At 53.1% G+C, this 12,140-nt stretch carries 10 protein-coding genes; 9 read left to right on the top strand and 1 reads right to left on the bottom strand.

The annotated features are described in order from the left end of the window. Positions 1-79 precede the first annotated feature (79 nt). From CHM34_RS06360 to CHM34_RS06315, 9 genes are all read left to right on the top strand, one after another. The gene (locus CHM34_RS06360) at positions 80-952 is read left to right on the top strand and encodes a carbohydrate ABC transporter permease (RefSeq protein WP_094263753.1); all 873 of its coding nucleotides are present in this window, start codon (positions 80-82) and stop codon (positions 950-952) included. A gap of 7 nt (positions 953-959) precedes the next feature. Then, complete coding sequence (locus tag CHM34_RS06355) at positions 960-1,796, top strand: carbohydrate ABC transporter permease (RefSeq protein ID WP_240511905.1); 837 nt, start codon at positions 960-962, stop codon at positions 1,794-1,796. Positions 1,797-2,176: 380 nt separating this feature from the next. Then, complete coding sequence (locus CHM34_RS06345; RefSeq protein WP_094263750.1) at positions 2,177-2,941, top strand: sugar phosphate isomerase/epimerase family protein; 765 nt, start codon at positions 2,177-2,179, stop codon at positions 2,939-2,941. A gap of 28 nt (positions 2,942-2,969) precedes the next feature. Beyond that, complete coding sequence (locus tag CHM34_RS06340; RefSeq protein WP_094263749.1) at positions 2,970-3,938, top strand: sugar phosphate isomerase/epimerase family protein; 969 nt, start codon at positions 2,970-2,972, stop codon at positions 3,936-3,938. After that, positions 3,938-5,119, top strand: coding sequence for a Gfo/Idh/MocA family protein (locus CHM34_RS06335; protein ID WP_094263922.1), 1,182 nt, complete (start codon positions 3,938-3,940; stop codon positions 5,117-5,119). The genes CHM34_RS06340 and CHM34_RS06335 overlap by 1 nt, the downstream gene beginning before the upstream one ends. Before the next feature lie 196 nt (positions 5,120-5,315). Beyond that, positions 5,316-6,038 carry a ThuA domain-containing protein gene (locus CHM34_RS06330; RefSeq protein ID WP_094263748.1) on the top strand — a complete coding sequence of 241 codons (723 nt, stop codon included), beginning with the start codon at positions 5,316-5,318 and terminating at the stop codon, positions 6,036-6,038. A 67-nt stretch (positions 6,039-6,105) separates the two neighbouring features. Next, a complete protein-coding gene (locus CHM34_RS06325; protein WP_169713625.1) occupies positions 6,106-6,900 on the top strand; it encodes a sugar phosphate isomerase/epimerase family protein in 795 nt (264 codons plus the stop codon). 212 nt (positions 6,901-7,112) lie between these two features. Then, positions 7,113-8,285: a right-handed parallel beta-helix repeat-containing protein gene (locus CHM34_RS06320; protein WP_206093755.1), complete on the top strand. Its 1,173-nt coding sequence runs from the start codon at positions 7,113-7,115 to the stop codon at positions 8,283-8,285. A 116-nt stretch (positions 8,286-8,401) separates the two neighbouring features. Next, positions 8,402-8,839, top strand: a complete 438-nt coding sequence (locus tag CHM34_RS06315) for a hypothetical protein (protein ID WP_141201639.1) — start codon at positions 8,402-8,404, stop codon at positions 8,837-8,839. An 86-nt stretch (positions 8,840-8,925) separates the two neighbouring features. Here the strand turns inward: CHM34_RS06315 and CHM34_RS06310 are convergent, their stop codons facing one another. Beyond that, positions 8,926-12,069 (bottom strand): WIAG-tail domain, encoded by a 3,144-nt coding sequence (locus tag CHM34_RS06310; RefSeq protein ID WP_141201638.1) that lies wholly within the window; start codon positions 12,067-12,069, stop codon positions 8,926-8,928. Positions 12,070-12,140: the final 71 nt, after the last annotated feature.

Here is a 12,140-nt window from a genome sequence, read left to right as displayed (position 1 = left end):
AGCGGTGAGCGGGTGAGGGGGGTGTTGTCCGCTCGCCGTAGTTACTCCATACAAACATGTAGCGACAGGAGTGACAAACATGCATCATCGATACCGCAAATGGTGGGCCTATGCCTTTGTCACCCCGGCAATGATTGGTCTGTTGGTATTCTGGTTAATCCCGTTGTGTTTCGCATTTGCCCTCAGTATCATGAAATGGGATGGGTTTGGAGAAAAAACGTTTGTCGGGTTCAACCATTTTATCGATCAGTTTCAAAACCCCGTCTTTCAAACAGCGGTCATCAACACGGTGTACTATACGGTTTTGACGATCCCTCCAGGGATTGCGATCGCTCTTCTGCTGGCGTTGGCATTAAATAAAATTCCAGGAAAAAACGTTTACCGGGTGTTTTACTTTATGCCGGTTGTCACAAGCTCCGTCTCGGTCGGGATCATGTGGATCTGGATTTTGAACGGGGATTTCGGAATCCTCAACACCTTGCTCGGTTATATCGGAATAGAGGGGCCCAATTGGTTATCGGACGCGAATTGGGTGATCCCCGCAATTGCGATGTTGGGAATATGGTGGGGGCTCGGTTTTAATATTGTCATCTTTTTGGCCGGGTTGCAGGGGATTTCCAGATCGTATTATGAAGCGGCGGAGATTGACGGAGCGACCCCATTGCAGAAATTTGTCCATATCACACTGCCGTTGCTTTCACCGACGACCTTCTTTGTTACGGTCATGGCCGTCATTACTTCCTTCCAAGTGTTTGACCAGGTTTTTGTGATGACACAGGGGGGACCGGGTAGAGCCAGTCATGTGATGGTTCTCCATGTTTATGAGACAGCTTTTCAAAATGGCCAGTTTGGAGCCAGTGCTGCCACGGCTGTCGTGTTGTTCGTGATTATTTTGTTTTTCACGCTGATGCAGTTCAAGGTTTCGCGAAGGTGGGTTCATTATGAAGGGTAGCCCTATAATGAAAAAACCGCTGCGGATCAAACCGGTTCAATGGGTGTTGCATATTGTCCTGAGTCTCGGTGCAGTGGTGATGGTCTTTCCTTTTCTGTGGACCCTGAGCAGTTCTCTTAAGACACCTGCGCAAATATTTCAAATTCCTCCCATATGGTTACCTAATCCCGTTCAATGGGAAAATTTCATTCGAACCCTGGAAGTGATGCCTTTCGATGCAGCCTATTTCAACAGCTTTTACATCACCGTGGTCGTGGTCATTTCTCAGGTGTTTTTCTGTTCGTTGGCGGCCTATGCTTTTGCCAAATTTCAGTTTCCGGGAGATAAGTTTCTGTTTTTGCTCGTCATTTCGATGATGATGGTGCCTAAGCAGGTGATTATCGTGCCGCAGTACTTAATGTTGCAGCAATTCGGTTGGGTGGATACCCATTGGGCATTGATTATGCCGGAGTTATTGTTTAAAGCATTCGGGATTTTCCTGCTGCGGCAATTTATTATGGGGATTCCAAGGGAACTGGAGGAAGCGGCGATTGTGGATGGAGCCCATCCGTTGCGGATCTGGTGGAGCGTCATCTTCCCTTTGATTCGCCCGGCGCTGGCGGCTTTCGCTATCTTCGCATTTAAAGATATGTGGAATCAATTTCTGGAGCCGCTGATTTACCTGAACTCTCCTCAACTGTTTACGGTACCGATGCTGCTTAATTCGTTCAAAGGACTGTATACGGCGGACTGGGCCCTGATGATGGCCGGTGCGGTGATTTCGATTTTGCCGATCCTCATCGTCTACGTCATCTTGCAGCGACAGATTATTGAGGGAATCGCGCTCACGGGAATGAAAGGTTAGGGGTGTTGAACCATCCGTTCAGGCAACTTTGATCTGTTTGATCCCTTGCTGGGGGTGGTCGGGCTGGTAGGCCGTCACCGATCTCTTGCAAAAAACGCATAGGGAGACCGGGGAGCGGAGCGACCTTGGCAAGACTTGTGCTCCCCTGAGTGCAAAGGATCTACGCCGGCCTACCACCCTCCCAACTTGGTTACCAGATGGGGCACTAGAAGCATTGTGAAAAAGTCCGTTTTCGGGAGGGTGGGGTTCCACACGGAGTGCCTTTGGCTCGTCAGAACAACGAAACGGAGTGTGGAACCCCACCCCGACCCATCAAGGATGTGCTAAAATCACAACGCTTCTAGGCTTTGCGAATCAGAACGTAGAAAGGATGGGATCACATGTCCCGACATCAGATTGGTTTACAGATGTATACTTTACGGGATGCGTGTGCTGAAAACTTTCCCGGGACATTGCATAAAGTGGCGAAGTTGGGTTACCAGGGCGTGGAGTTTTCCGGGTTTTACCACCGATCCGCCGCGGAGGTGAAAAAGATCATCGACGATCTGGGGCTTGTCCCCGTCTCCAGCCATGTCGGCATCGACGATCTTCGAAACCGACTGCCGGAGACGCTGGAGTTCCACCGACAAATCGGGTGTGATTATATCGTCTGCCCGTGGATCGACCCAAGTGTGTACCGGGATCCCACAACGGCGAGGGCGTTTATCCAAGAGTTGGCGGAGATCGGAGCTGAGGTTGGTAGACAGGGCCTGCGTTTCGGTTACCACAACCACGCTTTTGAGTTGGAAAGCCGGTTGGAGGGGACTACGGCGCTGGACGTACTGTTTAACGAAACCGATTCCTCCACCGTCCTGGCCGAACTGGACCTGTACTGGGTTCGGAAAGGAGGAAAGGATGAAATCCAATATATCCGCCAACATGCGGGGAGGGTTCCTGTCGTTCACTTGAAGGACATGGAGAAGGGGGAAGAGGGTTTTTTCACCGAAGTGGGGACGGGACTCCTGGACCTGGATGCCGTTTTCGCCGCAGGGGAGTCCGCCGGTGTCGACTGGTACATGGTGGAGCAGGATGAATGTCGTACCCGCTCCCCCATGGAAAGTGTCAAAATCAGCATCGAACATCTGAAAGAGCGGGGTCTGGTGTAATCACTCACTCGATAAGGGGGAAATGGCTGTGAAACTGGGTGTGTTTGCTGTTTTGTTTGGGGATCAGCCGTTGGAAGAGGCGTTGGACTCCATTGCATACAGCGGTCTGGAGACTGTGGAAATCGGTGCCGGCGGGTTTCCAGGAGACAACCACTGCAATCCCTCGCGCCTGTTGGAAAATGAAAGGGAATGCAACCGGTTCAGGCAGGGTGTAGAAAGCCGCGGGTTGGAGATCAGTGCGTTGAGCTGTCACGGAAATCCCCTTCATCCCGACAGGGAGAAGGCGCGGAAAGACCATGAATCCTTCGAGAATACGGTTCGACTCGCGGCCAAGCTGGGTGTGAAAAACGTGATCACCTTTTCCGGATGTCCGGGTGAGTCGGAGCATTCCTTACACCCGGTATGGGTTTCCTGTCCCTGGCCCGACGACTTTTCGGCAGTTCTCCAATGGCAGTGGGAAGAAAAGGTGATCCCTTATTGGAAAGAACAGGACCGATTCTTAAAACAGTACGGAGTACGGGTGGCGATTGAGCCCCATCCGGGGTTTGCGGTTTACAATACCGAAACGATGCTGCACTTGCGGGAGCAGTGTGGGGACAGCATCGGTGTCAACTTCGATCCCAGCCATCTCTTCTGGCAGAACATGGACCCGGTGGTCGGCATCAAAGAGATGGCCAAAGCCGGAGCCTTGTACCACTTCCATGCCAAGGATACGGGGATCGATGAACAAAACACGGCAGCCAACGGAGTACTGGATACCAAGAGCTACCGGGATGAGTTGAATCGCTCCTGGATCTTTCGCACCGTGGGCTATGGACATGGCGAGGAAACCTGGAAGCGGATCATCAGCGCTCTGCAATTGGTCGGATACGAAGGGGCGATCAGCATCGAACACGAAGACAGCCTGATGTCGGTGGAAGAAGGGTTTCAAAAGGCTGTTTCATTCCTGAAGAATCTGATGATTCGAGAAAGGGTGGGTGAAATTTGGTGGGCGTAATCCATAAAAACCGGATACGGGTCGGAATGATCGGATACAAGTTTATGGGAAAAGCGCACAGTCATGCCTACCGAGATCTGCCGTTCTTCTTTGATACCGAAGCCGTTCCGGTTCAGCAAGCAGTGGCCGGTCGGGACCGGATAGGGGTGGAAAAGGCGGCGAAACAGTTGGGATGGGCTTCCTTTGAAACTGATTGGCGTCGTCTGCTGGAACGGGATGATATCGATCTGATCGATATCGTCACGCCGAACAATCTCCACGCGGAGATAGCCGTCGCCGCGGCGGAAGCGGGGAAGCACGTCGTCTGCGAGAAGCCCCTGGCAATGACGGTGGATCAGGCTCGGCGGATGGCGGAGGCTGTCCATAAAGCGGGAACGGTCCACATGTTCTGCCATAACTACCGCTTCGCGCCGGCGGTACAGTTTGCCAAAAAACTGATCGACGAGGGCCGGCTGGGCCGAATCTACCATATCCGTGGCCAGTACCTGCAGGACTGGATCATGGATCCCCAGTTCCCGCTGGTATGGCGTCAACGGAAAGAAATGACCGGCTCCGGCGCCCTCGGGGATATCGGAGCCCATATGTTGGACTTAGCCCGTTTTCTAGTGGGGGAGTTCGCAGATGTGGTCGGCATGATGGAAACGTTTATCAAGAAGCGTCCCGTCGGCGAAATGAGCGGCGGATTGAATGCCCGGGCCGACGGTGGGAAGATGGGCGACGTGGATGTCGACGACGCATCGGCGTTTATGGCTCGGTTTGAAAACGGGGCTCTGGGCGTCTTTGAAGCAACCCGCTTCGCCGGTGGAAACCGAAATGGAAACCGGTTCGAAATCAACGGAGAAAAGGGTTCCATCCGTTGGGACTTGGAGAATATGAACGACCTCGAGGTCTACCTGGAGGAGGACGAGGCGGGATTGCAAGGGTTCCGGACGGTCAACTGCACGGAGGAGGAACACCCTTATGCCGGGGCTTACTGGCCTCCGGGGCACATTATCGGCTATGAACATACCTTCATCAACCTGTTTTCCGAGTTGATGAACGGAATCGCCGGGGGATACAGCCCATCTCCTAATTTTGAAGACGGATTGCGCAACCAGATGGTGCTGGAGGCTGTGGAAAAATCGGCGCAGAGCGGAAAGTGGATCCGAGTTTCCGATCTAAAGCCGGTCTCTCATTACTAAACGGGTTGAATGGGACATCGGGTTGATCGGATCGATGGATAGGGAGTCGTCCTGCAACAGTTGATTAATGCGTTGTATCAATCTGCGGAAACCGGCGAACCGGTCAAGTCGGGGACGGTGAAAGCGGCTTCCCGTTAGGAGTGTTTATGATCAATGTCCGCCCAATCCGCATGAGAACGGAGGAAAGGAAAAGAAAATGGGGAGAACGATCCGAGTGACGGTCTGGAATGAAAATCGGCACGAGCAGACGAACGAGACGGTACAGACGATCTATCCCGAGGGCATCCACGGAGCCATTGCCAACCATCTGAAAAAAGAGGGTCTGGAAGTAACAACAGCGACGCTGGATGAGCCGGAACACGGGCTGACGGATGAGGTGTTGAACCACACGGACGTCCTGATCTGGTGGGGCCACATCGCCCATGATGAGGTGAAGGATGAGATTGTGGAAAAAGTTCAACAGCGGGTTTTGGAGGGGATGGGACTCATGGTTCTCCACTCCGGCCATTTCTCTAAGATCTTTCGCAAACTGATGGGTACGACCTGCAACCTGAAATGGCGGGAGGCGGAGGAAAACGAACGGCTTTGGGTCGTCCAACCGAGCCATCCGATCACTGATGGGGTCGGCGAGTCCATCGATATCGAAAAAGAGGAAATGTACGGAGAGTTTTTCGATATCCCCCAACCGGATGAGCTCATCTTTGTCAGTTGGTTTAAAGGGGGAGAGGTGTTTCGCAGCGGGTGTACCTATCGCCGCGGTTGCGGTAAAATGTTCTATTTCAGACCCGGGCATGAAACGTACCCCACCTACCATCACCCTCAGGTATTGAAAGTGATTGCCAACGCTGTACGCTGGCTTGTCCCGGGTGAGGGGCCTCGCCCCTTTTTCGGAAATGCGAAGCCCTTGGAGGAGTTGTAGACCCTTTTTTGTCCGGAGATATGTTGAGCCATCATCCGTTTCAAAGAGACGAAAGGTTGTGATCCGTATGAAATTCGCCCTTCAAGAGACTCTGGTACCAGGCAAGTCTTTCCGCGAAAAGGCAGAAAACGCCGCAGCTTATGGTTATGAAGGATTGGAGCTGAACGGGGACGGTCTGGCCGGCCGTGTCGACGAAGTCAAGTCTGCTCTGAAGGAGAGTGGGGTATCGGCGGCGTGTATCTGCGGGGGATACAAATTCGCGATTCTCGATCCGGATGAGGCGGACCGAGAGCAGGCCAAAGCCCAATTCAAACAGTTGCTCGCCTTGGCGTCAGAGGTGGGGGCCGACGGCGTCATTTTGGTACCGATCTTCGGTCCGCCTCGGTTGCCGGATATGACCCCCTGGAAGACCGCCGTGGAGCTGGAAGAGGAACTGCTTGTCGATCAGCTTGGTGAACTGACGAAATATGCGGGGCGGCAAGGTTCGAAAGTGATCCTCGAACCGCTGAACCGATACGAGACCCATCTGCTCAACCGCTTGGAGCAGGCGGTCCGGGTCTGTGAGCGGGTCGGCTCTCCCCATATGACGGTCCTGGCAGATTTTTTCCACATGAATATCGAGGAGGCCGACATCCCCCGATCGATCATGGACGCAGCCAAATGGCTGGGTTATGTCCACCTGGCGGATTCGAACCGGGTCGTACCCGGTCGGGGACATACCGATTTCAGCAGCGGTATCAAAGCGTTGCAGGAAATCGACTACGATGGTTGGGCGTCCCTGGAATGTGAGGTGCCCGGGAATCCGGCGGAAAGTCTGGTGCAATCCCTCCGCTTCATACAATCGCAAAAAGTCGGGATTTGAAGGAGAAATTTGATGCTGAATATTGGATTTATCGGTGCAGGTTCGGGAACAGCCGTATGGGGTCGGAGCAGGCGGGCGGTGTTTTCAGTGCCCCTAAAGTTGATCGTTTTTTCGAAAGATAAATAAAGGAATCATCCTATTTGGATCGAAACCTTCAGTTATATATCGGGAGGTGATCGTTACTCGTTACCATGTGGCAAGTTGGCGAAAACTTGAATGGGCGGCGTCGATGGTTTAGCGGTATTGTAGCCGTGACGATCATCGTGCTGATGGCTCCGGTAATCTTGGTCGGCTACGAGCAACCCGCTTTCGCCGCCTGCGGCGACCGTCCCTCCTACGATGCTGAAGTGACGAAGAACGGCAATACGTGGACTGCACGTAATGGAAGCAGAACAACCGTTTACAGCGGCGGCGACATGGCTGCGGCCGTACAGGCCGCGATCAACAGTCTCACCTCGGGTCGAGCCTCGAAAGAGTGGGTGTTGGTGCGTGGTGATGGTTCGATCAGTGCCGATTCTCGAATCTCACTGCCCAGTTACACGGGAATCGACGTCTGCGGCACGATCAACGTAACCGGTTCCGCCTCCGGTGATTACGCTCCCATCTACGCCCGCGGCGTACGGGATATCGAGGTGCGTTATCTGAATGTGACCGGCAGTCCGTCGTATGGGATTTTCATGCGGAATGTCGAGAACGTCGTTCTCGGCGATATCCAAATCCGGGTCTCCAGCGGTCTGGGTGTCCGGATCGATAACCATGGCAACCGCAGTGAGCGTTCGCGCAACATCCAAATCGATCAGGTTTACGTTTCCGGAACAAGCACACACGGAGTGGAAACCTACGGGGTCGACGGCCTCAGCATCAACAGAGTGACGGTACGCGACACAGGTGGTTCCGGATTGCTCCTGAACGATACCATCAACGCCACGGTGAACAGGATCGACGCTGATGGTGCCGGTACAGGTACGGGTTACGCCGCATTGCGGTTTGCGAACCGCAATGGCCGCGTAGGAGACAGCTACCCGACCAATATTCGCATTGGCAGCGTTAAAGCTGTCGGGGGCGGTCGAGGGATTTTTTGTGTCTCCGAAAGCGGAGGTGTCGTGATTGATCAGGTTGACATCCAACGTACCGGAAACAATTCCATCCTGATTGAGAACTGCTACAATATGACGATCGCGGACCAGTCCGGTACAGTGAACGGTGGCGGTGAGATCCGGCTCGCCGCCCGCGATGAGTTTCCGCCTTCGCGGGATATCACCCTGCAGAATCTGACGGTACGAAACACCGATATCCGGTGGAGTCCTTGTGTAGGCGACAACATTGTCACTCGCAATATCACACGCGAAAACTCCAACCTCTACTGGTGTTCGGCTCCCCGCTGACAGTCGTTGGCCTCTGTCGAAGATGGCAGGGGCCATAGTTGATTTTCTCCGATTCGATGTATAAAAAATATATCATCGAGTTAACAGAAATTTAAAAAAGGGAGAAGGTGGATTTTTTGAAATTCCCATTACACAAAGCCGTGATGGTATTTATCGTAACATTGGTTGCAGTGACATTGCATGGGCAGGAAGCACAGGCAAACGACGGAAAGCATGAAGCTACATACAGATTCCTCTATGGGGAAGCGTTATCGAAGGATTTAAAAGCGTACTGTGAATCGGGAGTCAGAACATATCGAAGTGAATATGACGGATATGTGCTTGAATCCTCACATGCTTGCACAGGGACTGAAGATGATCCTCCTACATTTGTCCTCGCCGATCGAGACATTGAAGAGCGGGAAGTCGTGCGGAATGATGAATATGCTTGTGCAGAATATCGAGTGTATCCACTTCCCGACACGAACGAAAAAGTGAAGGTGTATTACGAACTGTATCACAGGGCTTACCGAGAAACCTTTGATTTTGTGGAGTTTTCACCATTTCAGCAGTAGATGGGTAAAGAAAGTGTAAGATCTTTTTACATGCAAATAAGCACCCGCCCCGGGTGAGGGGCGGGTGCTTATTTGTAAAAACCGTATCATTTCCACCAGTTGAAATCGGAGTCTTCGACTGCCTGGGAGTTTTGACCTCTCCAAACATGCCTGTTTTTTTTGTTTTCGGGGCCTTTCTCCGCATTTTTACGGTCGATTTCGTCGTCGGAGTCGGTATTTCCTTCCTTTTCCGATGTGGACATGGGAGAGGCAGGTTCCGCTTCAGAGTCGCTGTCCGACGGGTCGGGATCGGCGGCAAAGGAAAGGACGGCGGCGACTTCTTCCGACGGGTGTGAATCGTCGGTGAAAGACGTTTGTCGATCGGAGTCCTCGAAGGCTTTCTTTTCGAAGGAATTCGGTTCTCCGGAGCCGACGGCGAGCCAGAAGAGGGATCCGGAAACCCTGCCCGTTCCGGTGTCGGTACGTCGGATATGCAGAGTAAAAGTGTCGGGATGGCGATCGATGAGACTGGCAACACAGCCGGGGTGATCGGTCATGGCCACAGCGACGTATCCCGGGGTGGAAAAGGAATCGGACAGGGAGACGGTTACCTTTTCCGTCGTTTGGCCTTCATCCAGTATAAAGGGAATAGTTCCTGATTGAAGGGCTGGAACGGGGGAGGACAACTTCTCCGGCCCGATGCTTCCATCCGCGATTTTTTCACCGGTAAAGGCCCCCTCCGCCAAGTGTCGGGATTGGATGGCCCCGTCGCCGATGTGCTCCTCGATGACGGCACCTTCACTCAGATGGGAGGATTGGACAGAGCCTTCGGCGAGATGATCCGTCTGAACGGCCTGGGATTTCAGATGGAAGCTATCTACAGTCTCCTCTTCGATATGCTCGCCGGTGACCGCGTGATGCTCCAGCTTATCGGAGGTAACGGCCCGGTCGGCCAGGTGATGCGAAGCGATTGCCCCCTGTTGGAGAGCTTCACCGGTAAAGGTCCCCTCTGCCAAGTGTCGGGATTGGACGGCCCCGTCGCCGATGTGCTCCTCGGTCACGCTACCTTCACTCAGGTGGGAGGATTGGACAGAGCCTTCGGCGAGATGATCCGTCTGAACGGCCTGGGATTTCAGATGGAAGCTATCTACAGTCTCCTCTTCGATATGCTCGCCGGTAACCGCGTGGTGCTCCAGCTTATCGGAGGTAACGGCCCGGTCGGCCAGGTGATGCGAAGCGATTGCCCCCTGTTGGAGAGCTTCACCGGTAAAGGCCCCCTCTGCCAAGTGTCGGGATTGGACGGCCCCGTCGCCGATGTGCTGATCGGTGACGGATGCCTCGCTCAGATGATAATTCTGGATGGATCGGGGAACCAGCTTGGAAGAGAAGATGGATTCATCAGCCAGATGTTCGGCTTGAACGGCTTCATTTTTCAAGTGGGAACTGCTGACGGCGTCTGAGGCGATATGCTTGCTGGTGACCGCTCCTTTGGCCAATTTATCGGCGGTGATGCTTTGATCGGCCAAGTGATGGGATGAAACGGTTCCTTCAGCGATATGTTTTTCCTGAATGGATTCGAGGGAGAGTTTTTCCGCAGTGACACCGTCGTCCGCCAGGTGAGAGGAAAGGATTTGACCGTCCCCGATATGCTGTGACGAGATGGATTCAGGTGTGAGGTGATAGCTGTCAACACTTCCGGGGGCCAGCTTTTCGCCGCTGACGGATTCATTGCCCAATTTGGCGTTGGTCACGGAGTAGTCGATCATTTTGTCTGTGGAGATGGATTCCGGACAAAGTTTGGAAGTCGTGATGGAACGATCAGCGAGCTTGGATCCGGTCACCGAATTTTCCGCGATATGGGTGTCTTTGATCGACTCCTGTTGATAATGGGAGCTTCCGATGGATTGGGGAGCGTAATGATGTTCCCGGATGGCCTGATCAGCGATATGATAAGATTGAATACTGTTTTCTTCCACGGACTCCGCTTGAATGGATCTCGGTGCAATCTTGCTTTTGGTGATGGAGCGATTTCTCAGATGGCTTTCTTGGACAGCTCCGGTAGTCAAATGTTTGCTATAAACGGACTCCGGTTGAAGAATATTGGCGTCGATGGAATCGGGAGCGATTTTCGACCGGTTGACGCAGGAACTGGCCAAATGTTGGGTTTGGATGGTACCGTCGTTAAGGTGCTGACTGTTGACGGATTGTTTTTTCAACGCGTTGGAATGGACGGAATCCGGTGCGATTTTCGTTTCGGTGACGGCATGGTCGGAGAGATGTTGACTCTCTACGGACAGATGGTCCAAATGATCTTTTTGTATGACGCGGGGAGCGATTTTTTTGGAGGTGACGGCCCCTTCCGCGATTTTTTCGGAATGGACGGATTCCGGCCGCAGATTATCCGAGGAGACCGCACCTTCGGCCAGTTTGGCTTGGTTGACCGCATTGTTGGCCAGCAGATGGGTGGTAATCGATCCGCTTCGAATATGGGAGTCGGTTACAGTTTCGTCAGCCAGGTGTTTGCCCTGAATCTGTTGGGGAGCGAGATGGTTGGACTGAATTGCTTGATCCTGGATTTTGGTGCTGCTGATGGTATGATCCGCCAACCGGTTTCCCTGGAGGTCGTTTTCTTTGATGTGGTCAGTCAGAATCGCTTCTCTTTGCACCTGGTCCGATCCGACGGCTTCCGGAGCGATATGGTATTCTTTGATGGCTTTCGGAGCGATTTTGGAGGATTGCACAGACCCGTTGGCCAGTTTGGAGGTGTCCACGGCCAGGTCTTTGAGATGGTGTTTCTCCACCGATCCGTTGAGGATTTTGGAGCTGTCAACGCTGGCGTTACCCAATTTTTCATTGGTGACGGATCCATCCACCAGGTCCCCGGTGTAGAGAAAAGGTTTTCCAGAGGCTCCCTGGACTCGGTTCTGTTTCAGCTGTCGAGCAACTGCCTGGGAGTCGATTCCTTGGGTGAAGGGTTTCCCGGTCGTCCGGATGGAATGGTTCCGTTTGTCAGGAGAGGAATCGTCGGCGGGAGTCGAGGGGGACTCTCCCTGTTTGGAAGCGGAGCCGGTATGATTGTCATGCTGAGGTGAGGCGCCTTTCTTTATATCTTTCATTTCTTTTTGGATGATCTGTTCCAGGACCCATTCGTCTTCCATGCGTGGTGGTTGGGGTTGTTGTTGGGGTTGTTGTTGGGGTTGTGGTTGGGGCTGGGAGCGATTGCGGATGGAGGATTTCTTTCTTCGGCTCACTTTCACTCATCCCTTTCCTTTGGATCTTCAAATATAGGTATATTCATTAGGAACCCGTGCGGAAACCGGTG

The organism is Paludifilum halophilum (assembly GCF_002245355.1).
Classification (GTDB): Bacteria; Bacillota; Bacilli; order Thermoactinomycetales; family DSM-45169; genus Paludifilum; species Paludifilum halophilum.
The sequence above is the reverse complement of the archived record's forward strand: the minus strand, read 5'-3'. Positions and strand labels throughout refer to the sequence as shown.

Bases quoted from the DNA above. Each gene is read 5' to 3' on its own strand.
- CHM34_RS06325 (WP_169713625.1), top strand. From the start codon at position 6,106: ATGAAATTCGCCCTTCAAGAGACTCTGGTACCAGGCAAGTCTTTCCGC.
- CHM34_RS06330 (WP_094263748.1), top strand. From the start codon at position 5,316: ATGGGGAGAACGATCCGAGTGACGGTCTGGAATGAAAATCGGCACGAG.
- CHM34_RS06355 (WP_240511905.1), top strand. From the start codon at position 960: ATGAAAAAACCGCTGCGGATCAAACCGGTTCAATGGGTGTTGCATATT.
- CHM34_RS06360 (WP_094263753.1), top strand. From the start codon at position 80: ATGCATCATCGATACCGCAAATGGTGGGCCTATGCCTTTGTCACCCCG.
- CHM34_RS06345 (WP_094263750.1), top strand. From the start codon at position 2,177: ATGTCCCGACATCAGATTGGTTTACAGATGTATACTTTACGGGATGCG.